The organism is Burkholderia sp. Se-20373 (assembly GCF_017104705.1).
In the GTDB taxonomy this organism is placed as follows: domain Bacteria; phylum Pseudomonadota; class Gammaproteobacteria; order Burkholderiales; family Burkholderiaceae; genus Burkholderia.
Map to the genome: position 1 here is coordinate 1 of NZ_JAAGPH010000067.1, position 25,704 is coordinate 25,704.

Annotated in this window: 26 protein-coding genes; 16 read left to right on the plus strand and 10 right to left on the minus strand. The window is 64.1% G+C overall.

Going from position 1 to position 25,704, the window contains the following annotated elements:
* The first annotated feature begins 192 nt into the window (after nt 1–192).
* From G3N96_RS21565 to G3N96_RS21575, 3 genes are all read left to right on the plus strand, one after another.
* Nucleotides 193–1,869 (plus strand): hypothetical protein, encoded by a 1,677-nt coding sequence (locus tag G3N96_RS21565; RefSeq protein WP_206138410.1) that lies wholly within the window; start codon nt 193–195, stop codon nt 1,867–1,869.
* A gap of 389 nt (nt 1,870–2,258) precedes the next feature.
* Complete coding sequence (locus tag G3N96_RS21570; RefSeq protein ID WP_206138411.1) at nt 2,259–2,417, plus strand: hypothetical protein; 159 nt, start codon at nt 2,259–2,261, stop codon at nt 2,415–2,417.
* Between the two features lie 1,043 nt (nt 2,418–3,460).
* Nucleotides 3,461–4,390 carry a phosphatase PAP2 family protein gene (locus G3N96_RS21575; RefSeq protein ID WP_206138412.1) on the plus strand — a complete coding sequence of 310 codons (930 nt, stop codon included), beginning with the start codon at nt 3,461–3,463 and terminating at the stop codon, nt 4,388–4,390.
* A 701-nt stretch (nt 4,391–5,091) separates the two neighbouring features.
* On the opposite strand, the gene G3N96_RS21580 is transcribed toward G3N96_RS21575, so the two are convergent.
* A complete protein-coding gene (locus tag G3N96_RS21580; protein WP_206138413.1) occupies nt 5,092–5,610 on the minus strand; it encodes a VUT family protein in 519 nt (172 codons plus the stop codon).
* Between the two features lie 898 nt (nt 5,611–6,508).
* The gene (locus tag G3N96_RS21585) at nt 6,509–6,973 is read right to left on the minus strand and encodes a hypothetical protein (protein ID WP_206138414.1); all 465 of its coding nucleotides are present in this window, start codon (nt 6,971–6,973) and stop codon (nt 6,509–6,511) included.
* 325 nt (nt 6,974–7,298) lie between these two features.
* Here G3N96_RS21585 and G3N96_RS21590 point away from each other — a divergent pair, with 325 nt between their 5' ends.
* Together G3N96_RS21590 and G3N96_RS21595 are read left to right on the plus strand one after the other, a co-directional pair.
* Nucleotides 7,299–7,694 (plus strand): hypothetical protein, encoded by a 396-nt coding sequence (locus G3N96_RS21590; protein ID WP_124584190.1) that lies wholly within the window; start codon nt 7,299–7,301, stop codon nt 7,692–7,694.
* Between the two features lie 278 nt (nt 7,695–7,972).
* Nucleotides 7,973–8,530 (plus strand): hypothetical protein, encoded by a 558-nt coding sequence (locus tag G3N96_RS21595; protein WP_241022766.1) that lies wholly within the window; start codon nt 7,973–7,975, stop codon nt 8,528–8,530.
* A gap of 428 nt (nt 8,531–8,958) precedes the next feature.
* On the opposite strand, the gene G3N96_RS21600 is transcribed toward G3N96_RS21595, so the two are convergent.
* Entirely contained in the window at nt 8,959–9,702 is a 744-nt protein-coding gene (locus tag G3N96_RS21600) for a DUF695 domain-containing protein (RefSeq protein WP_124584194.1), read from the minus strand.
* A 392-nt stretch (nt 9,703–10,094) separates the two neighbouring features.
* On the opposite strand from G3N96_RS21600, the gene G3N96_RS21605 reads away from it, so the two are divergent.
* The 4 genes from G3N96_RS21605 to G3N96_RS21620 all read left to right on the plus strand — a co-directional run bounded on the left by G3N96_RS21605 (nt 10,095) and on the right by G3N96_RS21620 (nt 12,213).
* Entirely contained in the window at nt 10,095–10,403 is a 309-nt protein-coding gene (locus tag G3N96_RS21605) for a phosphatidylserine/phosphatidylglycerophosphate/cardiolipin synthase (RefSeq protein WP_046546333.1), read from the plus strand.
* A gap of 208 nt (nt 10,404–10,611) precedes the next feature.
* Nucleotides 10,612–10,854 carry a hypothetical protein gene (locus tag G3N96_RS21610; RefSeq protein ID WP_124584196.1) on the plus strand — a complete coding sequence of 81 codons (243 nt, stop codon included), beginning with the start codon at nt 10,612–10,614 and terminating at the stop codon, nt 10,852–10,854.
* 178 nt (nt 10,855–11,032) lie between these two features.
* Nucleotides 11,033–11,578, plus strand: coding sequence for an aspartyl-tRNA synthetase (locus G3N96_RS21615; RefSeq protein WP_206138424.1), 546 nt, complete (start codon nt 11,033–11,035; stop codon nt 11,576–11,578).
* A gap of 161 nt (nt 11,579–11,739) precedes the next feature.
* Complete coding sequence (locus G3N96_RS21620; protein WP_206138415.1) at nt 11,740–12,213, plus strand: VOC family protein; 474 nt, start codon at nt 11,740–11,742, stop codon at nt 12,211–12,213.
* A gap of 66 nt (nt 12,214–12,279) precedes the next feature.
* Here the strand turns inward: G3N96_RS21620 and G3N96_RS21625 are convergent, their stop codons facing one another.
* Nucleotides 12,280–13,251: a sensor domain-containing diguanylate cyclase gene (locus G3N96_RS21625; protein ID WP_124584200.1), complete on the minus strand. Its 972-nt coding sequence runs from the start codon at nt 13,249–13,251 to the stop codon at nt 12,280–12,282.
* A 262-nt stretch (nt 13,252–13,513) separates the two neighbouring features.
* Here G3N96_RS21625 and G3N96_RS21630 point away from each other — a divergent pair, with 262 nt between their 5' ends.
* Nucleotides 13,514–13,741, plus strand: coding sequence for a hypothetical protein (locus G3N96_RS21630; RefSeq protein WP_124584202.1), 228 nt, complete (start codon nt 13,514–13,516; stop codon nt 13,739–13,741).
* 106 nt (nt 13,742–13,847) lie between these two features.
* Here the strand turns inward: G3N96_RS21630 and G3N96_RS21635 are convergent, their stop codons facing one another.
* Both G3N96_RS21635 and G3N96_RS21640 read right to left on the minus strand, forming a co-directional pair.
* Complete coding sequence (locus G3N96_RS21635) at nt 13,848–14,471, minus strand: phospholipase D family protein (RefSeq protein WP_034201824.1); 624 nt, start codon at nt 14,469–14,471, stop codon at nt 13,848–13,850.
* A gap of 341 nt (nt 14,472–14,812) precedes the next feature.
* Entirely contained in the window at nt 14,813–15,301 is a 489-nt protein-coding gene (locus G3N96_RS21640) for a helix-turn-helix domain-containing protein (protein ID WP_206138416.1), read from the minus strand.
* 178 nt (nt 15,302–15,479) lie between these two features.
* On the opposite strand from G3N96_RS21640, the gene G3N96_RS21645 reads away from it, so the two are divergent.
* Nucleotides 15,480–15,917, plus strand: a complete 438-nt coding sequence (locus tag G3N96_RS21645; protein ID WP_124584206.1) for a PaaI family thioesterase — start codon at nt 15,480–15,482, stop codon at nt 15,915–15,917.
* 147 nt (nt 15,918–16,064) lie between these two features.
* Nucleotides 16,065–17,117, plus strand: coding sequence for an NADP(H)-dependent aldo-keto reductase (locus tag G3N96_RS21650; RefSeq protein WP_206138417.1), 1,053 nt, complete (start codon nt 16,065–16,067; stop codon nt 17,115–17,117).
* Between the two features lie 87 nt (nt 17,118–17,204).
* Here G3N96_RS21650 and G3N96_RS21655 read toward each other — a convergent pair whose 3' ends face one another.
* Nucleotides 17,205–18,491, minus strand: coding sequence for an MFS transporter (locus G3N96_RS21655; protein WP_124584210.1), 1,287 nt, complete (start codon nt 18,489–18,491; stop codon nt 17,205–17,207).
* Between the two features lie 35 nt (nt 18,492–18,526).
* Nucleotides 18,527–19,948, minus strand: coding sequence for a M20 family metallopeptidase (locus G3N96_RS21660; protein WP_124584212.1), 1,422 nt, complete (start codon nt 19,946–19,948; stop codon nt 18,527–18,529).
* A 166-nt stretch (nt 19,949–20,114) separates the two neighbouring features.
* Between G3N96_RS21660 and G3N96_RS21665 the strand changes: the two genes are divergently transcribed.
* From G3N96_RS21665 to G3N96_RS21680, 4 genes are all read left to right on the plus strand, one after another.
* Nucleotides 20,115–21,068, plus strand: a complete 954-nt coding sequence (locus G3N96_RS21665) for a LysR family transcriptional regulator (protein ID WP_124584214.1) — start codon at nt 20,115–20,117, stop codon at nt 21,066–21,068.
* Nucleotides 21,069–21,132: 64 nt separating this feature from the next.
* A complete protein-coding gene (gene mnmH, locus G3N96_RS21670) occupies nt 21,133–22,260 on the plus strand; it encodes a tRNA 2-selenouridine(34) synthase MnmH (protein ID WP_089494785.1) in 1,128 nt (375 codons plus the stop codon).
* Nucleotides 22,257–23,315, plus strand: coding sequence for a permease (locus G3N96_RS21675; RefSeq protein WP_206138418.1), 1,059 nt, complete (start codon nt 22,257–22,259; stop codon nt 23,313–23,315). Before mnmH ends, G3N96_RS21675 begins: the two co-directional genes overlap by 4 nt.
* A 101-nt stretch (nt 23,316–23,416) precedes the next feature.
* Nucleotides 23,417–23,839, plus strand: a complete 423-nt coding sequence (locus G3N96_RS21680; protein WP_034174145.1) for a hypothetical protein — start codon at nt 23,417–23,419, stop codon at nt 23,837–23,839.
* A 36-nt stretch (nt 23,840–23,875) separates the two neighbouring features.
* Here the strand turns inward: G3N96_RS21680 and G3N96_RS21685 are convergent, their stop codons facing one another.
* Entirely contained in the window at nt 23,876–24,709 is an 834-nt protein-coding gene (locus G3N96_RS21685) for an ABC transporter permease (protein ID WP_089472719.1), read from the minus strand.
* A gap of 6 nt (nt 24,710–24,715) precedes the next feature.
* A complete protein-coding gene (gene nodI, locus G3N96_RS21690) occupies nt 24,716–25,630 on the minus strand; it encodes a nodulation factor ABC transporter ATP-binding protein NodI (protein WP_124584218.1) in 915 nt (304 codons plus the stop codon).
* Nucleotides 25,631–25,704 lie beyond the last annotated feature (74 nt).

Consider the following 25,704-nt stretch of genomic DNA (forward strand, 5'->3'; position numbering starts at 1 on the left):
GTGTGAAAAATGATGCACATACTCGGGGCAAACTCACTCGAATGGGCGGCACGTCACTTCGGCATCCGGAAATTCCGAACCGCCACCGCCGACAACCTCGCGGGATAGCCTATTAATCAGTGATTCCCTAGGTTCCCGTCACACAAGCGCTCACGATGAGTGCAATAACCTGCAAAAATAGCCGATCGGATCATGTTGGGCTTGAAACGACGACATCATATCAAAGAGGTGATTTTCGCCGACGATTTTTTTCGAACAAGCGAAAATGGACTATCCCCGGCGTCACGTAGCAACCGCAAGTTCTTGCGCGCCTTCTTCGGGACGGCAGCCTCAAGATTGGGGTGGGGCGTGCGAGAGGTATGTCCGCAGTCGCAGGGCGGGAGCATCACCGTGCCTAAGCTCATGGAGGCACTTGGCTTGCCGCAAAGCCCTCAAGGCTGGGCGGCAGCATGTACGGCCGACTTGAGCCGATCGGCCGAACACTTAGGCGCGTTGGCGCTCGACCTGACGCCCGCTACCCTTGTGATTGGCTGGGGCCTACCGCCTTCCGTCATGCACTTTGTGGACAGTCATGGGGCGGCGTTCATTGATGTAGAGATTAACTCGATCCGTTTTACCCGCGATCTGCATCTGGCGATGCGCACCAATGACGCGGGGATTCAGTCCGAACTGGAGCGTCTCCGCATCGACGAAGAGGTGTTCTGGTCAGCCGCCGCTGGTTTGCGAGCGCAGTTCGCCCGGCGCGGGCAGTCCTCCATCGTGCGGCCCGATTTAAACGTGGGCTTATTCCTGGGGCAGATGGACGTTGATTTGGCCTTGGTTTGCGGCGGCCGCTTGGTCCGGCCCGTCGATTTCATAACGCAGATCACCGAGTGGGCACAACAGGTCGACCTGCTGGCCATCCGCCCTCATCCCGCTCAGAATGATTCGCGCCACCTGCATGCCTTGTTGGAAAGCGCGCCCAACGTAGTGCTTGTCGGCTGCAACACTTATAGCTTGCTCTGCGCGGACAATCTGGCGTTCGTAGGGGCGGTATCCTCCGGCGCGCTCAAGGAAGCGGGTTATCTGGGATGCAACGATATTCGGCAATTGCTCACGGATGACCGCAATAACGCCAGCCTCTTGCCTGCAACCTGCTCCCCCTGGATTCCCGTCAGGCTCGAAGTCGCTAGCACCCGCTCTTTGCTCGCTTTTTCTCGCGCAAGAAAAAGCGCGTGGCATTGGCCCGTCCCGCGGTTGTCGACCAACCGGCCGTCGGCGTTTCCTGAGGACATGCTCAACCACATTTTTGCCTATCGCTGGGGATTTGACCTGAGTGCAGGCGGTTTGCCGGAAATTCCTACGCTCGTGCTAGGGCAGCCACTGAGCCTCGCATCCGATACGCCCGGGGCTGCATGCGCCGCATTTGGACGCGGCTGGCACGCTCCCGAACATTGGGGCGTCTGGAGCGCTGAAGCGCGCGCGTGCTTTGTTGTTTCGCTGGACTGTCCCGCTGACGTAGCTCCTGGGCGCGGTTTCGAAGTCTGCCTGCACGGCCATGCGTATGCGCCAGGTGCGGTCACACCGCCGATCATACGCGTCGTAGTCAATGGGCGTGAATGTCAGGTTCACTCCTGTCCGGACGGCGGCTTTGAATGGGTAGTCCAACTAGACGCCGATGCCATCGAGTACCCGTTGCTAGTCATTTCCATTGATGTGCAAGGGGCGTTGCGGCCGTGTGATGTGGGGGGGAATCCGAACGACGTCCGAACTTTCGGGATTGGGCTCAGATACGTCACGTTCCGTGAAGGTCGAGACGCTGGTCGCGAAGCTGTCAGGCCTGATGAGGTTTCAGAAGTGGACCAGGCACAACCGGCAAGGTCAGAGTAGGGGCAAGCTTTTCGAGTCGGCCGGCGCTTGGATTCATACTCTGATCTTCGAGAGCCGAGTCGCCCAGTCATGACGCCGTTGATGCCGCAGCAACCGTGCCTGAACAAAGGCGGCTTCCATGGGGTCACTGGGCCAGCGTTCGTCGACGCACGGGCAGTGACAGGCGCTTGCCATTCTGACCGATTGCAACGGCGTGATGCTTGTCGACGTCCCGACGTCGACGACAACCGATGCCCGGATCCGGATTCACGAGACGGGCGATGACTCAGCCGTCGAAGGCTGTTCAGCACACATAGGTAAGTGCTTGATTCTTATTGTGGCAAGATGCACACTCTGGCGCGTGGTTTTCTTCCAGAGTGTGCATATAACGAATTGAAATAAAAAGACAAATGGCCGAATCGCCCGGCCTATTTGATTGGAAACATGTTCTAGTCTTCGAGGTCGGCGCTGTTTCGCGTCTGCCGCCGTCTAACGTCGAGGCCGTGCGTGCGGTGCTGCAACTCTACCCGGTGGACGACATGACGACCGAGGCAGCGCCGGCCGAATGAGGTGAATTTCTCTGGAAGATGAGGAATTTTCGCTACGCCAGACAAGGCTCTCGCGACACCACATGTTCCAATGCTCCTACCTAACACCATGAAATATAAGAATAATGTATAAGGATTGTGATTCCTGTCGTCGTGGGTTCGAGTCCCATCAGCCACCCCACAAAATTCCAAGCAGTATCAAGTTGTTAAAAACGGCACTGTCCCAAAAGACAGTGCCGTTTTTGTTTTGGCATTCCACAAAATGGAATTCACAGCGCTTTCCGATTTTGTTTCGGTCGTACACCGTGCGGTTGTCGCCGGGTTCGCATGCAGGTCGGGCAGGGCGCCGCGCTCGCTCTCATGTCGCGTCGCAAATATGCATGTAAGTCATGGAATGAGAATCGACCGGCAATGACCTTCGCCTCGATCGTTTCGCTCATCAACTTCCCTCGGAATCCCCTGAATCCGTCATGCGTGTCGTGCGTGCCGCACTTCGGCGTGAACACGGACAGGCTCCTCAGTGCCGCGGATCGCCTCCGGTCGATCAAGCATGCCGCGAGCGTTGGCATAATTTCGAACTGGTCGATTATCCTGCGGCGCACCTTCCGGCACTGCATTGCGCGCTTCACGCGAATGTGACCGGCCTTGCAGTTGCGCGAGGCCGAGGCATTGGATCTTGCGGGCTCCGGCGGGCGGGGCATTCGAACGCAGGGCGACTTCGCGGATTGCGCACTTGGGTGCTCCCTTCGATTCGCTCCCCGGATAGCATGCGCGAGGCGATGCACGTCGCACTCGACAGCTCGAATGAGGTAAAAGTGGTGCGAGTGTCGACCGGCTAAGCGAGTGCCTTCGATCGACACAAGGCGGTCGAGACGTGGAAACGCCCCTTCAACGGTGGATATACCGCAACCGCCTCCGCCATGAGTGCCGTTCCCGCGATGACTGATTTGGCTGCCCTATGACAAACGCCCAGTGTAATTTTTTGCCGGGCGTGATTGAATATGTGCTGACAGGACGGGCACACCGTCAATAAAAAGCATGGCCGGGGAAACATGAGAACGAGAGTGTTGGGGGCGTTTGCGATTGCATGGATGCTGACGGGTGTCATGTTTGCTGTCGATTTCGCGACCATGGGCCGATTTGGGCTGTCCCTCATTCACGAGTGGTATCTGCACTCGGTCGAGACGTGCATCATGACGCTACTGATCTGCGGTGTCTTGGTCGGCATCGGTCGTATCCCACGCTATCGGGAAATTGCCGAAAAGCTTCGTTGTCGGGATATCGCGCTCTCGGTCCTTTGCTTTCGGACCGTCACGATGAATGCGCAGGCGGCAGTGATTGCGACGTATATCGGGGCGGCCGTCAACCGTCCAGAGATCCAGGGCGCGCTTCTGGCATGGGAGCAATCGTTCGGATTCGACTGGTTGAAAAGCTATCAATGGGTCGTGCGTTACGAGGTTGTTCAGCAAGTACTTTTGTTCGCATATAAAACCATTTCATATCAGATGGTTTTGTTGTGCTTTTTATTCGGACTGCTGCGTCGAAAGCAAGAGCTTTGCGAGATGATGCTGATATTCGTGATTTCGCTGATATTCGTCGTTGCGATTTCGACGTGGTATCCGGCGGCGAGTGCATTCCCGTACTTCGGTATTAGCGATTCCGGGCCGGCGTCTCACGTTTCCGATTATTTCAGTGCCAGAAGTGGGGCGCCCATCGTGATGAATCCGATGGCGATGCAGGGAATCGTATCGTTACCGTCATTTCATGCAGTCGTCGCGGTAATGTTGATCTACGTCACACGTAATCTTCGCTTCATTTTTCCCGTTGCGCTCGCGCTCAATTCTGTCATGTTGGTATCGACGTTCTCCGTTGGGGGCCATTACCTGGCAGATGTCGTTGCCGGCGTGATCGTGGGCATCGTGACGATAGGGTTGGTGCGCCGCTGGTTCCTGGGATATGAAATTGCGCGCCGACCGATCCTGGCGGGACGCTGAATCAACCTTTCCGCTGTCTGCATGCTTACTCCACGCGCTGAAAACGCAAGCCCGTGGCCCCGACAATGGAACGGGAAACAGGTTCAAGGCGCAAGGTCATGGCTGCGACGACTTACAGCGGGTGTTTTATTCGCTCGCTGGCGCTGCTTCCGCCTTGCTGCCCCTGCTGATCTTGTCGTGGCTTTTGCTGGATCCCGATGACTTGGCCATCCTTGCTTGCAATGTTGTGGCGATCATCTATCTGCTCGAAGCGCTGGTGGCTCTGCGTGCAAGACGCTTGACCAGATTTTTCGGGCGATGGGTTCTGATGCCTTGTCCCAGTCACCGTCTCGCCGCGCGCGGGTTTCCCTCCCGAGCAGCGATCTCACGCACTGAAGCTGATACAGGCGGTGCGTCGTGTCGAACTGCTTCGATCAAAGCGTGGTCAGCGATATCTGGACGGAGCGCGCGTGATGATCGAGTTCGGCGCTATGCCCAGCTTCTTTCACACGTGGAGGCAGCAGATCAACGCAATATTGCGTCCGATCGAGGGCATCGACCCATGACTGTATCCGCCGATCTGCTTGCTTCTCATCCTCCGTCAGGCCTCATGCCGTTTGGCGCCGTGTTCGCCCTGTTCGGTGTCGGGCATTTTGCTTTTTTGGCGTCCAGGCAGGCGTGGATATATACGTAGTGAATGCTGCGTAAAAGCAAACTCGTCATCACCGATCGACCACATTGCGCGCGATCCCCGCCTGACCGGTTCGAGTGTTTCGAAAAACCACCCACGACCACAAAGCGCCACCCGCCACCTTTGCAATGAACTGCAATGCGGCGATCGTCGGAAACACTGCCCCGAACGCAATAAGCGGAAAGACGATGGAGTCGACAGCCGCACCCGCGACGTTCGCACCGTTGGCGCGCGCCAGTATCGGAAAACGACGTGCGAGTTGAAACACGATTGCACTTGCTACGGCTGCCGAACCGAACGCTACGAGAGACGCGAGGGCGATTTCCTTGGCAGCGGGATTGAGCGCGTAACTGACGACGCCGGCGGCCGCGATCAACGCAAGCATCCTCGACCAAAGTGCGCGGCCGCGCCAGTCCAGGTGGAGACGGTCTCGAATCGCGAGGTCGAGTCCGATCAGAAAGAACGCGATGATCGGTGTAGCAGCCGGTCCGAAATGAGCGACCATCAGATTCGCGACAGCGACTGCTGCGATATAGATCAAGACGTACATGATTTCCCTGCAGTGAAGAGTGCGCGCTGCGCCGATTCGGAGCCGAAGTTTGCCATACATGGCCGATTGAACGGAGTGGTGCTTTGCTACGAGCAAGGCGGGTGGAACTGCGCGATTGGCGGAAAGCCAGAGTGGCGATCGACAGGATATCGTCACTGGGTCGCCGGTTTTCATCCATGGATCTTCGACGCGAGATGGGATGGCCGTATCCCGTCGACATGATGTTGCGAAGTTTCCTGTCCCAGCTAAGGTTCTCGCGCCCCGTGCCGTTATCTTCCATGGACAGCCCTCGTGCCTCGAATGCTGATCCGTTTTCTTGCCTGCTCGCGTTCCGCGTGAGCAGGCTTTTTTCGTTCTAGGCCGCGCCTTGCTGCATGAATGGCGGAATGGGACAGGGACTTGGCGCGAACCGACAGCGCGCAACAGTCTTACGTTGGTGTAATGTGTCGCCTTCCTCGTGCCCTCATGCTTTGCAGGGCCGTTCGATCCCGACGACCGATGACGGTGGCGGGATTTTTTTTGCCTGCATCCCGTTGCACGGGCAACGCGTCGCGGCGACGCCCGGCGGGCAGGCGCCGACGTGATCGCGTCAGCCGTGAAGAAGACGAGCGCTGGAGAGCGTCACGAGCCAGTGCGTGGCGACGGCGCATGCAACAAGGTGCGCGACGATAACGTGCGGAGTGCGATGCCTCGATTTCGTCGTCCCGGGACAGGCCGACACGGTATCGTTCGAGCGCAGCGTCGTTGAGAACGGGCGGGTATCGGGACGAGCCGCATCGGCCAGACGGCGGTCACCGACCGGATCCATGCGATACAGGCGTAGCGGCCTGGCGACATTCGAGCAAACGGCCGCACGATGTGCGGCCGTCGCCGGGCGAAAGCCGAACGGACTCCGTCGCTACTCGCCGCAGTACCGCACGAGCAACTCGGCTTCCGTCTCGTGCACCTCGACGGGCAGGGTCGTTGCGCCTGCATAGGCCAGATAGCGTGCGCGATGCTGGCCGTTGCGGAACGACGCGACGCCGACCTTCGACAGGCCGGGGATGCCGAGCAGCGTTCGCGTTCTCGTCTCGCGAAACGTGATGTACGGCATGTCCGCAATCCTGTCCTGTTCAGGATCGAGGAATTCGCGAATGCCTGCGGCTTTTCCCGGGGCCCAGTACAGAACGGACGGCAACACGTAGTCCGTCGTGTCGCGGTCGGCACATGCCAGCAGTTTCGGCAGGTCGATCGTCACGACCCGATGGCGCGTATCGTCAGACGAGAATACCCGCTTGAGGTGCGTGTAGGCATAGGGTGTGTGCCCGGGAAGCTGGATCACCCAGACTTCTACGCCATTTTCCTGTGCGTGGGCGAGTGCCATTGTTTCCTCTGATGCCGCAAGCGGCCTTATTGATTGCAGTTTAGCAGCGCGATTGCGGCGGCGAGGCAGGACAATACCCGAAATAGGAAATCGGCACGATTCACGGCTGAACCTTGGCCGCGGGCAAAAGCGCGGAGGAGAATGGTGGGCAAATCGATTGCGGTCACGTGTCGGGGATCGATATCGACAGGTCACGAGAATATCGCGATACTGCTCGCGGACATGATGCGCCGCGCGAATTTCATCGAAGATTCATACAGTGTCGAGGAGCCCGGTGCGCGGCACATCGTCAGTACAGAGCTGGCAGATCGACCGGAGAAAAGTCATGTCGTCGAAACTTGAAATCGAGTACCTCGATTACTGTTTCACCGCGAGGCTCGAAATCAGGGCGTCCGGTCGGACAGGTGTGGTCGACTGGCATCTCGAATCCGATTCGCGAAGCAAGACGCTTGCGTGGATCGTGTTCGATCGCTTTCTCGAGCGGCATGATTTCGTTGATGAAGAGGATGCGCGTGCCAACATCGTCGATTGGCTGGGGCGGCTGGCCGATCCGAGATCGGGCGCGCCGGTCGAAATGGCGAAGGCGAACGCGGTTGCTGCCGGGGCAGTGGCGACGGGCGTATCGACCACATCGACTGCCGAAATCGTCGGCGAAACCGTCATCGATATCACTGGCGATCTCGACTGGATCGCGAGCGTCGCAGAATGGCTTTTCAGCTGACCGTCACGATGACGAAACCCGGTTGCCATGACGCGAGTCCCTATGTTCGAAAAACGCGGTTTCGAAAAAATCGGTACAGAAAAATGAAGCCCGAATCATGTCTATCGGAAAAATAGAATAAACCTGCTTTGACAACGCCTGCGACTTACCGGAAACTGGGCTCGGGCTAAAAATATCCGATTGAATTAAAACAAAATAAAACTCCAGATATGAAAAGAAGAACGCTGCTGACCGCGGGCGCGATCGTTGTCGCTGCCGGCCTGGCAGGCTGCACTGCAATGCTGTTCGAAGACGGCCATTACGAAGAGACAGTCGACCGATTCCTCGTCAGCGAGGACGGCAAGAAATTCGTCGTGCTCGGCAAGAAATATCACTACATCTTCGATATGCCGGAGCATCTCGGCGCGGTGCTGGCATCGCCTTACCGGAAATCGATCGAGGCGTCGCTAGATGGGTTCGTCGCGCAGGGCAGCAAGATCTCGGGCGACTTCTCGCTGCGGCTCCATCGCGATGACATGACCGATGAGGATTGGAGTCGTGCGCTGGAGGACGGTTTCACGAAGCTCGGAGACCGGGATCTGGGGATGAAGGGTGAACTGGCCGGATCGCGCTATCGCGCCGATGGTTTCGCGCAGGGCAAGACGTGGTCGTCGTTTGCGCATTCGTACAAGATCCCGGTCACCGACCACATCACGACGGCGGGCAAGGCCGTGCGCGTGCTCGCGACGCCTGTCACGCTCGCGGCCGACGGCGTGATGATGATCGGGGCCGTGGTGCTGTCGCCCATCATCGTGGTAATGCTCGCGCCGGCCGCGGGCGTTGCGCTCGGACCGTGACGCGATTCGCGCGGCATACGAGCGAACCAATTGCTGCGGCATTGTCACCAAATGGTGAGTTGCCGCACAGATCGTTGCGCGGCCCACGCTCACAATTTGGCCGGTTGACCGTTCTTCCCCGGCCCGGTCAACCGTTTCCCCGCTCGCTCGCGCAGGAGCGGGGGCTTTTTGCCCGTCCGACGCGGGAGGCTGCGTCGACGGAACTGGACGGGCGTCCGGCGGGCGGCGTGAGCGCATCGATTGCGCACCCCGTCATCCGTTCGCCTGATCCGCACGAATCGCTTTCCTCGTGCCTGAGCGAACCCTCAGGCCCATCGCCGGTTTCGGCCGGTGATGCCTTGGTCCCGGCGGCGCGCAAGCATGCCGCCGGGATATTTTTGCGCCGAATGCGTTGCATCACGTGTCGCACAGCGGGCAGGTCGAGCCGCTCAGCCAGCCTGTTCGACGCTGGTTTCCCATCCGTCGTAATCCCCTCCGAGTGCACGCACTTCGTGGTTGATCGCGATCGTATGGCGCGTGATGTCGGCCAGCGCCATGGTGCCTTCATGTGAAAACCGGACGGCCGACTTGCCGTCCTCGGTGGGCGCCACCGATTCGACCGGATAGCCTTTCGATTCGGCCCAGTCCGCGAACTGATGCGCGTCGCTCGGGTCGGGGAAGTAGGCCCAGTGCATCACGCGCCGGCTTATCTCGCTGGCGTCGCCTTTCTTGCGCAATTCATCCAGCACGCGCATGTCGCGCATGATCAGCCAGTCGTCATCGGTCGGGTAGAGCGTCTGCCAGTACGCTTCCTTGTCCGGATCGTCCTGATGCGCGTACTGAAGGGCGTAAGTCGTCTGATCGGCCAGCGCGTCGACGATCTCCGCCGCTGCCGCTTCGTCGAATGGCACGTAGAAAAGGAAATCGCGGTGGCCGTCGACGGTGATGCGGCCCACCTGCACGCCCCCTTTCGCGGTAATCGTGGCGTCGAGCAGATCCTCGATCGTTGCGAGGTCGGCGAATTCGTCGCCGCTCGGCAGGCCTTCCGGCGTCGGATGCGCAAAGGGGACGCGCACGCTGAGCAGCGACGTGCGCGGATCGCCCTCGGCGAGTTCCGCAAAGCTGTGGTTGAAGCTGATGAAAGCCTGATGGTCGCCCATTCTGGCAGGGAAGGTTCCCCAGGCGTCGGTCATGTGTTTCTCCCGTGCACGATTGTCTGTTGACGGTTGTAAAGCGTCCCAATGTATCATCGAAAATCACGTGGGCCGGAGAAGCGCGCATGATCGCGAGTCTGGGCATCCTGGTGCCGGTCGAAGACGATCGCTTCCGGGCGGTGGCAAGTTTCCGTACCCCGAGTTTCGTCCGACCGGCCATGGCATTGCGCCGGCGATCGAAGTGGCGCACGTGCCGGAAGCCGTCGCGCGACTTGAGTCGTGTCGCGTCAGTATCCTGAACGAATGGGACTACGGCGACGGCCCGATCGCGATTTCCGTGGCGGATCCGGCGGGAACGTCTGCGAGATCTGGAGCCGTCCGTGACCGCGTATCGGTACGGCGGGCCGCAAAAAAATTCGAAGGAGATGCCGATGTCGATGTTTGCGGTGAATGGCGTGCGAATCGATCCGCTCAGCGCGCGCGTGACGCACGTGCGCTGGGCGGCCGTGAATCCGGCTGACCGGTCGTGGGCGGCGACGCCCAGCGAAGCACCGGTGGCAGACGTGGCGCGTGCGCTCGCGTCCGGAAACGATGTCCGCGCAATCTTCTCGGCATCGGACGCCACCGCGATCGGCCCCCGGCTGAAGCGCGTGCTGTATCGCGATGCATCGGAAGGCATCGAGCTCGACATCGATGCAACGAACGAGTCGCGCACTTTGCGCGACCTGCCGCAAATCTGACCGGCGCGGCATGCGTCAGCGATAACGGGTGCCTCCGCATGGAGGGCGACACCTGGCCGAATGGCCGCTCGCGCGACGTCGATCGCGAGGAGTAGTATTGGATGACCGTCATGATGCATTGGCGGTTGCGCCGAACGGACTGACGGGGCACGTGATCCTGAGCGAGCCCGTTTTACCGGAAGCGAATATCGCAAACGCGTACGAGATCATGTCCAGACCGCTCATCGCCCTGTTGGCATCCGCGCTTTGTCTGGCGCTGTCGGCTTGCCAGACCGCGCCCGAGCCGCTTCCGCTACCGTCGCCCGACACCGCGTCGGCTGCCGCGGCCGTGCCGGCATCTTCGCCGTCCGAGCCGATCCGTGGCGTCGGCCAGGCACCTCATCTGGCAGGGCAGAGCCACTGGGCGATTGGTCAATGCACGACCAACGGTACCGTCAAGGTGTGCAACTGAACATGACCGATGCCGACGGTGCTTGGCCGGTTCCGCGCGGACGAAGGCGTGTTGTCGTGCGTCGATGCTTACCTTCGTCGATCCCGACCATTTTCCGGCGACAGACAGCCTGTCGCGGCGCTTCGATCGGGTATCCGGCCTCGATGAGCAGATTGTCGCCGATGTGAGCGATTGCGCGATGAACGACGAAAGCGAAACCGCCGATTCCGCCGGCTGGCACGTCGATCCCGACGCGGGAACCGTCGTCGGCCGGTTGCCGATGATGCTGGCGGTCGATGTCCGGAGCCTGAAAGGAAGGGCGATCGCGTGCGCGGTGCTGGCCGTGGCGAGCTTGTGCGGTTACGCGGCCGCGCCGGCGCTTTGGCCGGTGGCGGCACTGGCCGTGTTGCTGGCGCTGGCGGGGGCCGCCTTCTTCGTGTCGTCGCGGCGCAGGATGGCGCTGCAGGTCGACGAGACGGGCTTCAGGCTGATCGGAGCTTTGCGCGAGCAACCCGTCACGCGATGGCGCGACGTCACCGAATTCCGGATCATCAGCGTTGCCGGAAATCGCTACATCGGCTACCAGTTCTCGGCGCTTTCATCGCGCAACAAGGTACCGGGTGGCGTGATGCTGCCGATCGCCCGGTTTGCCGATCTGCCGCTCGATGCGGTGGCCGGATTGCTGGAGGCATGCCGTCGGCAGTTCGGCGCGCCGGGCAACGAGGCCGACCTGACGCGCCAATGACGCCGATGCCGGGAACCCGCGTGCGTCGATACCCGGGAAAACAAAAAAATGTCGGGCGCCGTGTCGATTTCCGCCGGGTTCGTCCGTCGTAGCATCGGAGGCGTGCGCATCGCGCGCCCGTCCCGATTCCGATACGACAACCGCCCGAAGGAGCGACACTCATGTCCACGTCCGTCAAACCGATCCCGGAGGGGATGCGCACGCTGACGCCGCACCTGATCTGCGCCGGCGCAACCACAGCCATCGACTTCTACAAGCGCGCGTTCAATGCGAGCGAACAGTTTCGCCTGGCGATGCCCGACGGCCGGCTCGCGCACGCGTGCCTCGTGATTGGCGATTCGACACTGATGCTGGTGGATGAAATGCCCGAGCACGGCGCGCTCGGGCCGAAGGCACTGAAAGGCACGTCGGTCTGCCTGCACCTGTACGTGCCGGACATCGACGCGGCGATCGCGAAGGCGGTCGCGGCCGGCGCAACGGTCACGATTCCGGCTGCCGACATGTTCTGGGGCGATCGCTACGGACAGGTCGAGGATCCGTTCGGCCATCGCTGGTCGCTCGCGACGCATCAGCGCGACCTGACGCCCGAGCAGATCGCGGAGGCCATGGCCAGCGCGCCGCCGTGCGGAAGCTGACGTAACCCCGCAACCGCAGTTGAGCGGCGGGGCGGCGACATGCGCCTGCGCCCGGTCCGCCCGCGCTTACTTGCCGGCCGTCTTGCCGCGCTGCTTGTCCTCGTACATCCGTTGATCGGCCGATGCGAGCAGGGCGGTCACGTCTCGATGCCGTGCGGGATCGTAGTCGACATGCCCGACGCTGAACCGGATGTCATAGCCGCGTGCGTCGGCCGCGTTGCGCAGCGCGAGCGCCCGCGTCACGCGTTCGACCGGCTCGGCAACGTCGGCCGGATCGGTGGCGCTCAGCAGCACGACGAACTCGTCGCCGCCAAGCCGGGCGATCACGTCGCTGTCGCGCAGCGCGCCCGTCAGCGTGTCGGCGAACGCCTTGAGCGCATGGTCGCCTTCGGCATGGCCGAAGCGGTCGTTGATCGACTTGAAATCGTTCAGGTCGAAGAACAGCAGCACCGCGTGACGGTCGAGGCGATCGCACAGGCTCAGCACGTGGCGGGCGAGAATCTCGAAGCCGCGCCGGTTGGTCAGTTGCGTGAGCTCGTCGGTGGTCGCGAAATGCAGCGCGGCGATCTCGCGCTCGGTCATGTGGGCGAGATCGCCGAGCAGCGCGAGCTCGTCGGGTTCGAGCGAGCGCGGCCGCGTGTCGATCAGGCATAGCGTGCCGATGGGCGCACCGTTTGGCGCCGTGATCGGCCGACCGGCGTAGAAGCGGATGCCGGGCGCGCCGGTGACGAGCGGGTTGTCGTGGAAGCGGTTGTCGTTCAGCGCATCCTGGATCACCATCGTATGGCCCTCGTGCAGCGCATGGGCGCAGAACGAAACGTCGCGCGACGTTTGCGTGACGTCGAGCCCGGCATGGCTCTTGAACCACTGGCGATCGTCGTCGACGAGGCTGACGAGGGCGATCGGTACGTCGAACAGCCTGCGTGCGAGACGCGTCAGGCGATCGAAGCGCTCTTCGGGGGGCGTGTCGAGGATCGAGAGCGAATGAAGCGTATCGAGCCGGGCCGCCTCGTCGGCCGGTTTCGGTGCGATTTGCATGGGCCTTGTCTTTTGTCGCGGCTGCGAGGACGGTTACGGGATTGTATGTCGGACAGTATCGCGCATTGTCCGGCGCATCGCCACGTTGCGAATTCGCCGACCGGTGGTGGCCCGGCACGAATCGATGCAGATGGGGTGAGAAGCAGGCGCCTTGGAACCGCGTTTCGCCCCGATGCGCAATCGGGGGCGCGATACCTCAAGGTACCCCGGCGCAGTGCCGTAAACAGGGCGAGTCCATTCGTTCATCGCCTCCCACCGCACCATGGTTCGATTTCTGTACGCGGGCTATCTCGCGTTTGCGCTGTATCTTCTTTATCCGATGGTTCAGAACACGCTGGCATTCGGCGTCGTTTGCGTGAGCAGCGCGCTGCCCGGCGGCGCCAGCGGCTTGCCGACGTCTTCGGCAAGCGGCGCGAGCGGACAGGCGAATCGCTGTGCGCCGACGACTCAGGCCGGTGCGGCGACCGGGCGGCCGCCGGAACTCCATTGAGTGCGGCGGCGCGCTGGCCATTCGGCTGAATTGAGTTGCGCGCCGCGCTCGCCGATCATCAGCAACACGGCGGATCGAACACGGGGCGCGCGCCGCGCGGCCTGCCTCAGTAGCTGGAGCGGTACGGCGTGCCCTGGTCGAAGCGGCTTTGCCAGTGCGTGAGATAACGCGACGCGAGTTGCGGGTTGTTCCACACCACGACGACGTTCTCGGAATTGCGGCTGGCCGCCGATGCGCTGTAGTTGAACGAGCCCGTTTCGACGTGTTCGGCGTCGATCACGAGGTACTTGTCGTGATGGATCGCATAGGCGTCGATCGTGCGCGTCGGGATGCCTGCGTTGACGAGCAGGTTCAGCGCCTGCTTGCTGCTCTTGGCGCGATTGCCCTTGTCGTCGACGACCACCGCGACATTCACGCCGCGTCGCTTCGCCGCGAGCAGTGCGCGCGTGACAGGCGGCGACGTGAACGAATAGGCGGCAACGCGGATCGAGCTGCGCGCGGCGCCGATCGCTTTCAGCACGAGCGCTTCGGCGCCGCCGTCGGGCGAAAACGCCGATTCGACGACCTGGGTCGCAGGTGCTTCGTGAGTGGGGGCCGGCAGCCAACGCGACACCAAGTCGATCGCCTGCTGGAGCAGCGATTCACTTTGCGTCTTGCCGAAGGCGGCGAACGGAGTGGCGAGCAGGGAGGCGGCGAGACAGGCAGCGGCGAGGCGATTGCGCGACAACATCTTGGACAGCGAACAATTTCGAGACAGCGGGCCGTGAGTGTAACGCAGACGTGGCGGCCCGGTCACGTGTGGATGAGGCGGGATGAGTCATCGCGATGGTCGCGATGACAGAGACGGTGACGCAAAGTTGCGTTGTGCAGGATCCGAGTGCGTGATCGGGTTGATCAGCGGCTGGAGTCGAAAGCAGCGCGCGATTGCGCGTGCGGTGGTGGGAAAGTCGCGGCATGCAAGCCCTGCGCGAGTGCAGCCGGGCGGGCTCGACTCGGGCACGCAACAGCTGCGTGAGTGCGACTAACGATCCGTGTGCGCTGCGCGTTCACTCATGAATGCACGACGCTGCATCAATTCTCGTCCGCGGGCGCCCCGGCTGCCTCGGCTGCGATCCACCCGGGGCCACGCTCCGGCTGCACGTCGCGTGCGTCGAGCGGTTCGCCGCACGCGGAGCATACGGTGACCGCATGCATCAGCTGGCCGCAAGTGCGGTGACGCAACTGCACCGGCGGCCCCTGGCCGTCGTCTTTCCAGCGGTCACCCCACGCCGTCAGCGCGAGCAGGGTCGGGTAGAGGTCGAGCCCCTTGTCCGTCAGCCGGTATTCGAACCGCGGCGGCCGCTCCTGATACGCGCGCTTGACCAGCACGCCTTCGTCAACGAGTCGCGCGAGCCGCTCGGCCAGCACATGACGCGTGAGGCCAAGCTGGGTCTGGAACGCGTCGAAGCGACGGCAGCCGAGGAACGCGTTGCGGAGGATCAGCATGGTCCAGCGGTCGCCGAGCACGGCGAGCGTACGCGCGACCGAACAGTTCAGCGTGCCGATGTCGTCCCATTTCATCGTCGAGTCTCTTGCATCCTTTGCGGCGGTTCAGCGAAACAGCGGGTTCGATTATAGAACCCGTCTTCGGTTGCAACGGGCCCGACCACGTTGACAACGGGCGCCGTCGTTGCCAATAATGAGTTCCAATTTAGAACTTACTCGCGCGGCGACGCGCTTTCAACCCGGAGACAACCCGATGAACCCGCTTTCCCTGTCCGGTCTCGATCTGTTGCGCGCGGCGGTATCGGGCGATGCACCGCTCGCGTCGATTTCCGAGACGATCCCGATGCGTCCGCTCGACGTCGAACTCGGTTATGTGAAGTTTTCGGCGCGGGCGGACGGCCGGCACCTGAATCCGCTCGGCGGCGTGCACGGCGGGTTCGCCGCGACGGTGCTCGATTCGGTCACCGGGTGCGCGGTGCACTCGATGCTGGATGCGGGCGTCGGCTACGGCACGGTCGACCTGCATGTGAAGATGCTGCGGCCCGTGCCGCGCGACGTCGACCTGATCGCGGAAGGGCGCGTGATCCACCTGTCGCGTTCGCTGGGCGTCGCGGAGGGCACGCTGAAGACCGCGGACGACAAGATCGTCGCGCATGCGTCGGCAACCTGTTTCATCCAGCGGCCGCAGTGACGGCGGGCGGCAGCGCCATCGTCCGGGCCGGCACGCGAACCTCGTTGCCGGCGCCGAAGGCCGCCTGTAAGCGTAGGCGAAGCCGGTCTGAAGCGGTCGCTTCAATGTGATAGCGTTCCTGCTTTCCACCGACGCGACAGGAGCAGCATGGAATACCGCACACTTGGCGATTCGGGCATCGAGGTCAGCCTGATCGGCCTGGGCACGATGACGTGGGGCGAGCAGAATTCGGAGCGCGATGCGCACGAGCAGATCGACTATGCGATCGGGCAGGGCGTCACGCTGATCGATGCCGCGGAGATGTATCCGGTGCCGCCGAAACCCGACACGCAAGGGCGCACCGAGGCGTACATCGGCACCTGGCTCGCGCAGCATCGCGCACAGCGCGAGCGCATCGTGCTCGCGACGAAAATCGCGGGGCCGGCGCGGCAGCCGCACAATCCGCGCCATATTCGCGGCGAAGGCAACCAGTTCGACCGCAAGAACCTGACCGAAGCGCTCGACGGTAGCCTCAAGCGCCTGCAGACCGACTACGTCGATCTCTACCAACTGCACTGGCCCGATCGCAGCACGACGACGTTCGGCCGTCCCGCCTATCCGTGGGTCGACGATGCTTATACGGTGCCGATCGAGGAAACCCTCGGCGTGCTCGCGGAATTCGTGAAGGCCGGCAAGGTGCGTGCGATCGGCGTGTCGAATGAAACGCCGTGGGGTGTCGCGCAGTTCCTGCGCGCGGCCGAGAAGCTCGGGCTGCCGCGCATCGCGAGCATCCAGAATCCGTACAGCCTGCTGAACCGCACGTTCGAGAACGGGCTGTCGGAATTCACGCATCGCGACGGCGTCGGCCTGCTCGCGTATTCGCCGCTCGCGTTCGGCTGGCTGTCCGGCAAGTACGAGAACGGTGCGCGTCCGGCTGGCGCACGCATCACGTTGTTCGAACGCTTCCAGCGCTACAGCAAGCCGCAGGCCGTCGAGGCGACGTCGCGCTATGTCGCGCTCGCGCGGCGTCACGGACTGTCGCCCGCGCAGCTCGCGCTGGCGTTCGTCAACAGCCGGCCGTTCACGCGCAGCAACCTGATCGGGGCGACGTCGCTCGAGCAGTTGAAGGAGAACATCGGCAGCGTCGACGTGACGTTGTCCGACGAGATCCTCGCCGAGATCGACGCGCTGCACGAACTGCAGCCGAGCCCGGCGCCCTGACCTGAAGCAGGTGGCGTCCGGCCCGCGCGGCAGCGATGCCGCGACGGGCCGCGCCGGCAGCGCATCGCCGCGCCGTCGGTTCACCCGTTATCGCATCTTGAGCCGCGTGCGCGCGACGAACAGCGCGGCGAGGCTCAGCAGCGCGCACCCCATCAGATAGAGCGCCGGCGACAGCCGGTTGCCGGTCGCGCTGATCAGCCAGGTGATGACGAACGGCGCGAAGCCGCCGAACAGCGTGACACCCGTGTTGTAGCTGACCGCGAGCCCCGTTGCGCGGGTTTGCGACGGGAACAGCTCGGCCATCAGTGCCGGCAGCGCACCGCAGTACATCGCCTTCAGCGCACCGATCCAGACCAGGGCGGCGAGCATGGTCGCGAACGACGCGTGACGCGTGAGCCACGCGAACGTCGGGTACACGGTCACGAGCATCAGGACTGCCGCGACCGCCATCATGCGGATCCGCCCGGTGCGATCGGACAGGTGGCCGACGACCGGTGTGACGAGCGTGAGTACGAAGCCGGTCGCGAGCGTGGCCGCGAAGCCGGTCGATGCAGGCAGCCCGAGTTGCTTGATCGCGTAAGTCGGCATGTACAGGATCATGTAGTTGATCGCGGTCGAGATCACGAGCGCGCCGATCGACAGCAGCACCCGCACCTTTTGTTCCGCGAACAGCTCGCGCACCGGCGCTTCCGAGCGTGCCTGCGTCTTGAACTCGACGCCTTCGTCGACGTAGCGGCGGATATACAGCCCGACCGGGCCGATCGCGAGCCCGAACAGGAACGGCACGCGCCAGCCCCAGCTTTCGAGTTGCGCGGTTGTCAGCGTGGAGGTCAGCAGTGCGCCGAAGCCCGATGCGAGCAGCGTCGCGAGGCCCTGGCTCGCGAACTGCCAGCTCGACATGAAACCGCGCCGCTGCGGTGCGTGCTCGACGAGGAACGCGGTCGAGCTCGCGAATTCGCCGCCCGCGGAAAAGCCCTGCATCAGCCGCGACAGCATGATCCCGAGCGGCGCGAGCAGGCCGATCGATGCATAGGTCGGCATCAGCGCGATCAGCAGCGTGCCGGCCATCATCATCGCGATCGACAGCAGCAGCGACGCCTTGCGGCCCGCGCGATCCGCGTAGGCACCGAGGATGAAGCCGCCGATCGGCCGGATCAGGTAAGACAGCCCGAACGTGCCGAGCGTCAGCATCAGCGACGTCGCTTCGCTGGTGGCGGGGAAGAACAGCTTGGCGATCGTCACCGCGAAGAAGCCGTAGACGATCAGGTCGAACCATTCGAGTGCGTTGCCGATCGACGCCGCGAAGATGATGCGCCGGATCTTCGCGGCGCTGGGGCGGGCGGCTTCCTGCGAGGTCAGGGTGGTCGTATTCATCGTGTGTGCAGGTCCCGTGAAAGGGGCAAAGCGCGTTACAGGGCGGCGCCGGCCGCGGCGGGCGCCGTGCGGCGAACGGCCGGCGCGTCGTCGCCGAGATCCCAGAAGAGGCCGGCCATCATCTGCAGCCCCTCGCTGACGACGCTCGCGAGCAGGTGCTCGTTCGGTGCGTGCTGCGAGCACGCCGGGTACGAGTGCGGCACCCACAGCGTCGGCAGCCCGAGCGTGTCGGCGAACACTTCGTTCGGCAGCGTGCCGCCGAGATTCGGCAGGATCGCGGGCTTCTTGCCGGTGGTCCGCGCGAGCGACGCGACGGCCCAGCGCACCCACGGATCGTCCGGCGGCACGCGCGTCGCCGGTGCGCCGCGTTCGACGTCGATCTCGATGTCGGCGAAGCCGTGCGCATCGAGGTGCGTGCGCAGATGCGCGTGCAGCGCTTGCCAGTCGGTGCCGACGACGAAGCGCAACTGGCAGTGCGCATATGCGGCGGGCGGGATCGCGTTGACGGGGTGCTCGGGGTTGCCGGCCTTGAACGCAAGGATCTCGAACGTGTTCCAGCCGAACACGCGCTCGGGCGCGGTGAGGCCGGGCTCGCCCCAGTCGGCGTCGAGTGCCGGATCGCCGGGGCCGCCGCCGACGGAAAGATCGGCGAGCGCATTGCGCACGGCTGCCGGAATCGGCGGCGGACGCAGCCCCGCGACGCGAATCGCGCCGCGCGCGTCGACGAGGCTCGCGAGCGCATGGGCGAGCACGATCGCCGGGTTACGCAGCAGCCCGCCCCAGTTGCCGGAGTGATGCGCGCCGTCGCGGGCGCGCAGGCTCAGCTTGAAATTGACCGAGCCGCGCGAGCCGAGGAACACCGTCGGGCGCGCGGCGGCGATGCGCGGGCCGTCGGAGGCGATCAGCACGTCGGCCGCGAGCGCGTCGCGCTCCTGGCGGCACAGCGCGTCGAGGCCCGGCGAACCCGTTTCCTCGCCCATCTCGATCAGCAGCTTCGCATTGAAGCCGAGCCGGCCGCCGCGCGCGTCGAGCACGCTCGCCAGCGCGGCCAGGTTGATCGTGTGCTGGCCCTTGTTGTCGGCGCTGCCGCGGCCGTACCAGCGGTCGCCGTCGGCCGTCAGCGTCCACGGCGACAACGGCGCGCGCCACTGCGCGTCGTAGCCGCGCACGACGTCGCCGTGGCCGTAGATCAGCACGGTCGGCAGCGTGTCGTCTTCGTGGCGCGAGGCGAGCAGGAACGGGCCGCCGCCGTCGACGGGATTGTCGACGATCCGCGACGTGAAGCCGAGGCGCGCGGCCTCGGGAGCGATCTCGTCGGTCAGGTAGGCGCGTAGCGCGGCTTCGTTGCCGCTGTCCTGGCTTTCGGTGCGCAGGCCGACGCGGCGGCTCAGGGTCGTGAAGAACGCACCGGATTCGAACTGGTTCAGCGCGTGCTGGATGGCGGCGGTACGGCTCAAGTCGGGTCTCCTCTGACGGGTTCGCCGCACGCGCCGGATCGGGCATGCAGCGTGAAGTGCGATCGATTCTAGGAAGCCGTTTTTTTTGTCACAATGATCGAATTTCGAACCTTTCTTTGCCGAAAAGGCAAAGCGGCAAGCCCGGCAGCCGGGCGGAGACAGAGCGATGGCGGCTTTCCTGCATGGTCTGGCGTTGCGGTATTTCGTCGAGGTGGCGCGCACCGGCTCGATCAGCGACGCGTCCGCGCGGCTGCACGTGGCCGTATCGGCGATCAGCCGCCAGATCGCGAAACTGGAGAGCGAGCTCGGCGCACCGCTGTTCGAGCGCCGGCCGCGCGGAATGGCGCTGTCGGAGGCCGGCGAGCGGCTGCTGGCGTTCGCGCAGCGCAGCTTGCTGGAGGCCGAGCACGTGATGAAGGACATCGGCGGGCTCGACGCACTGCACGGCAGCCTGCTGAAGATCGCGTGCTCGGAAGGGTTCGCGATCGATTTCCTGCCCGGCACGCTGGCCAGCTTCAAGGCGCGCCATCCCGGTGTCGATTTCTCCGTATGGGTGGTGTCGCCGGCGGACGCGACGCGGCGTGTGCGCGATGGCGATGTGGACATCGCGTTGAGCTTCAGCCTCGCGCCGGAGAAGGGCGTGCGCGTCGACCATACCGAGCGCGCGCCGATCTTCGCGCTGGTGCGGCACGACCATCCGCTCGCGACGCGGGAAGCGGTGTCGCTCGCCGATGTCGCGCGTCACCCGCACGTGCTGCCCGAGGCCGGCACGACGGTGCGCCAGCTGATCGACATCGCGTGCGCGCTCGACGGGCTGCTGCTCGAGCCCGAGCTGACGAGCAACAACACGGCGGCGATGTACGGTTACGCGCGGCGCACGGGCGCGGTGATGTTCACGGGGCTGCTGTCGGTGCGTGACCGCTGCGCCGCGGACGGCTTCGTCGTCGTGCCCGTGACGAACCCGCAGCTGCGCGAGCGCAGCATCCAGGTGCAGACGATGGCGGGGCGCGATCTGCCCGCGTCCGTTCGCGCATTCCGCGACCATCTGATCGATGCGATGCAGGCCGCGGCGGCGCCGACGACTGCCGCGCGGGGCCCGAGAGGCCGGCCCGTGAGATAATCGTCAATCCGCCTTCCGTGCCCATGCGGCTCATCGAGCCGCATCGCCCCTGTTCGACGCCAAATTGAAGAACCTGATTGTCACCCTCGATCGCGCCGGCGAGTTCGACGAGATCATCGACGTGCGCACGCCGCTCGAGTTCGCCGAGGACCATATTCCCGGCGCGCTGAACGCGCCCGTGCTCAGCAACGAGGAGCGCGTGCTCGTCGGTACGATGTACCGCCAGGTGTCGCCGTACGAGGCGACCCGGGTCGGCGCGGCCATCGTCGCGCGCAACATCGCGCGCCATCTCGACACGACGTTCGCCGACCGCCCGCGCAACTGGCGGCCGCTGATCTACTGCTGGCGCGGCGGCAAGCGCTCGGGCTCGATGACGACGTGGTTCAACCTGATCGGCTGGAAGGCGCGCCAGCTCGACGGCGGCTACAAGGCATACCGCCAGTCGGTGTGCGCGACGCTCGACTCGCTGCCGACGCGCTTTCGCTACATCGCGCTCGTCGGCCATACGGGCTGCGGCAAGACGCGCCTGCTGAACGCGCTGCGCGACGTGGGCGCGCAGACGCTCGATCTCGAGGCGCTCGCGTGCCATCGCGGTTCGCTGCTTGGCGCGCTGCCGGGCAAGCCTCAGCCGGCGCAGAAGGGGTTCGATTCGGGGCTCGTCGAAACACTCGGACGTTTCGACCCCGAATGGCCAGTGTTCGTCGAGTCGGAAAGCCGCCGGATCGGGCTTGTGCAGTTGCCGATCGCGTTGATCGAAGCGTTTCACGCAGGGCCGTGGGTGCATGTCGACGCGGCGCATGACGAGCGCATCGCATTCCTCCTCGACGACTATGCCCACCTGTTCGACGAACCGGATGCGTTCAAGGCGCAGCTTCATCGGCTGATCGGCCTGCATAGCCGTGAGCAGGTGACGCACTGGAAGGCGCTGATCGATGCGGACGCACGGGCCGAACTGTTCACCGAGCTGATCGACAAGCATTACGATCCCGCCTATGCGCGCACCTATCGCGCGACGTACAACAAGCCGAACCGGGCATTGACGTTCACGTTCCGGCCCAATGCCGCGGACGGGCGCGATCAGGCGCGCGCGCTGCTGGCCGAACTCGCGCAGGCCGGGTTGCCCGCATCGGCCGCGCTCGCCGCGGGCGCGACATCCGAAACCGACCAAGACCAATCGACGACCACACGATGACGACCACACGCACCCAACCCAGTCCCGCGCTCGGCTGGATGACCTTCCTGCTGATCGCGGTCGCGGGCCTGTTTTATGTGAAATGGTTCCCGTATTACAACAAGGCGTTCGTCGCCGCCGAGCATCATTCGATCGGCCAGTCGATCCTGATGGGCACGTCGGCGGCGGCGCCCGAGCCGTCGCTGAAGGCCGCGCTCGACTACGCGTGGGCGTACGGCAAGGCGATCTGGCAGGCGATGGTGCTGGGCCTGCTGCTCGGTTCGGCCGTGCAGGCGCTGCTGCCCGCGCACTGGGTCGCGCGCGTGCTCGGCCGCACCGGCTTCGGCAGCGTCGCCGCGGGCGGCCTGCTGTCGCTGCCCGGCATGATGTGCACGTGCTGTGCGGCGCCGGTCGTCGCGGGGCTGCGTGCGCGCCATGCCTCGCCGGGCGGCGCGGTCGCGTTCTGGCTCGGCAACACGGTGCTGAACCCGGCGGCGCTGGTCTTCATGGGCTTCGTGCTCGGCTGGCACTGGAGTGCGCTGCGCCTCGTGCTCGGCATCGCGATGGTGTTCGGGATCGGCTATCTGCTGAACCGCATCGCACGCCCTGAAGACCGCAGCATCGACGATGCGCAGCTCGCCGCGCTGGCGGCCGAGCAGGCCGCGGCCGGCAATCCGTTCGTTCGCTGGGTGAAGCTGCTCGCGCGCATGGCCGTGCGGCTCGTGCCCGAATACATCGTGCTCGTGCTGCTGCTCGGCGCCGCGCGCGCGTGGCTGTTCCCGCATATCGGCCCGGACATCGGCAATCATCTCGGCTGGATCATGGCATTCGCGGTCGCGGGCATGCTGTTCGTGATCCCGACGGCCGGCGAGGTGCCGATCATCCAGGCAATGCTGTCGCTCGGCATGGGCGTCGGCCCGGCCGCCGCGCTGCTGATGACGCTGCCGCCGATCAGCGTGCCGTCACTCGCGATGCTCGCGCGTTCGTTCAAGCCTTACATGCTGGCCATCGTCGCGATCCTCGTCGTCGTGTTCGGGATCGCGAGCGGCCTGCTCGCGGTCGCGCTCGGGTTCTGACGCGCGCAAGCGGCGCGCCAAACGGGCGCAATCGTCGTATTCATCCGGCGCCGCCGTTTCACGCGTGCGGCGCCATTTACAAGAAGCAAACAGGAAAACGCATGACCCAACCGAAGATCCATCCTCGACTCGAAAAGGCGCTGACGCGCGGCGATCTCGCGATCCGCCAGGCCAATTCCGCGCGGGCGACTGCCGTGCTGAACGCACTCGGCACGATGATCATCGAGGCCTCCGCAACGATCGGCGTCGAGGCCAGCATCGACATTCCGCAAGGCGACCGCATTTACGATCCGGTCAACGGCCTGTGGCCGCAGAAAATGCTGGTGTCGTTCGACGGCCCGGTGGACGAAGCCGACAAGGAAGAGCTGCGCACGGTGTATCTGGTGGCCGACGATCCGGGCACGCAGTTTCGCGTCGAATGGCATCGCGCGGACGGCAAGCTCGGCCGCCAGGAAGGCGGCCCGCTCGCGACCGTCGCGTTCCTGACCGACGTCGAGATCCCGTGGAGCGACGACGACGAGTAAGGTCGTCGCAGAAAGCCGGCGCTCGCGCGCCGGCCGTCAGCGCATCATCCGCCGCCGGAACAGCCACGCGGACAGCAGGAATCCGCCGACCGCGTAACCGGCGAGTACCGCGACATGCAGCGCGACGTCGGTTGCCGGCCGGCCGAGCATCGCGGGCCGGATCAGCTCGACGGCATTCGCGAGCGGCAGCGCCTGCGCCGCATGCTGTGCAATCGGCGGCAACTGCGTGATCGGGAAGAACACGCCCGACAACAGCAGCATCGGCGTCAGCACGAGCGTCTGATAAAACATGAAGAAATCGTAGGACGGCGCGAGCGCCGTGACGATCATCGCGATGCTGGCAAACGCGAGGCCCGCGAGCGCGATCACGGGCAGCGCCGCGAGCATCGACGGAAACTGCGCATAGCCGAGCGCTCCCGCGACGAGCATGATCGCGGCGCCCGACAGCATCGCCTTGCTGGCTCCCCAGACGATCTCGCCGAGCACGATGTCGCCGAGCGCGAGTGGCGTATGCATGATCGCTTCCCATGTGCGCTGCACGTGCATGCGCGAGAACCCCGAATACATCGACTCGAAGCTCGCGGACATCATCACGCTCGACCCGACCGTGCCGGCCGCGAGGAATGCGATATACGACACGCCGTCGACATGGCCGAGCATCAGTCCGAGCCCGAACCCCAGCCCGAACAGATAGATCATCGGATCGGCAAGATTGCCGAACATCGACGCGAGCGCGAGCTTGCGCCAGACGAGATAGTTGCGGCGCCAGACGGCGATCCAGTTGGTCGCGTTCGCGGGCATCGCGATCGCGAAGCGCGACACGCGCGGTGGTGCCGACGGTGCGGCGGTCGAATAGTTGCGGACATCCATGATCGATCAGTCCTGCATTTCGCGGCCCGTGAGCCGCAGGAACACATCTTCAAGATTGGCCGGGCGATGCAGATAGCGCAACCCCGTGCGACCCTTGAGTCGCGCACTGAGCGGTTCCGGATCGCTCACGTAGCAGAACAGCGTCTCGCCGCTGATCTCGGTGTGCTTCGCGAACGCCGACAGCTCGTCACGCAGCGTGGCCGGATCGGGCCCGTAGATCTCGATCACGTCGCAGCCGATCTCCGATTCGATCAGCGCGTGCGGCGCGCCTTCGGCGATCTTGCGGCCTTCCTCGATCACGCACAGGCGGTCGCACAGGCGCTCGGCTTCTTCCATGAAGTGCGTGGTGATCAGGATCGTCTTGCCGCGTGCGAGCAGTGAGCGCAGCCGCTCCCACATGAGGTGACGTGCCTGCGGGTCGAGGCCCGTCGTCGGCTCGTCGAGCACCAGCACATCGGGATCGTTGACGAGCGCGCGGGCGAGCGTCAGGCGGCGCTTCATGCCGCCCGACAGCTCGCCGACCTTCGCATCGGCCTTGTTCTCGAGCTTCGCGAATTCGAGCAGCGGCTTCACGAGCGCGTGCGCGGCCTGCGCCGACATGCCGAAGTAGCGGCTGAAGACGAGCAGGTTCTCGCGCACGGTGAAGTCGGGGTCGAGATTGTCGAACTGCGGGACGACCCCGACGCGCTGGCGCGCATGCCGCGCACGTGATGGAACCGGTTCGCCGCAGAGCGAAATGGCGCCTGCGTCGGGATGGGTGAGGCCGAGCAGCATTTTCAGCGTGGTGGTCTTGCCGGCGCCGTTCGGCCCGAGCAGGCCGTAGCATTCGCCGGCCTGGACGGTGAAGGACAGGCCGTTGACGACGAGCTTGTCGCCATAGCGCTTTTCGACGTTCCGGAAATCGATCGGTGCAACGGACATGGGCATGTTGTCGTTGTAGGCGGGCGCGGAAGCGTTCCGCTGTTGCCGGATGCGTGGCCGGTTGGCGAACCGAT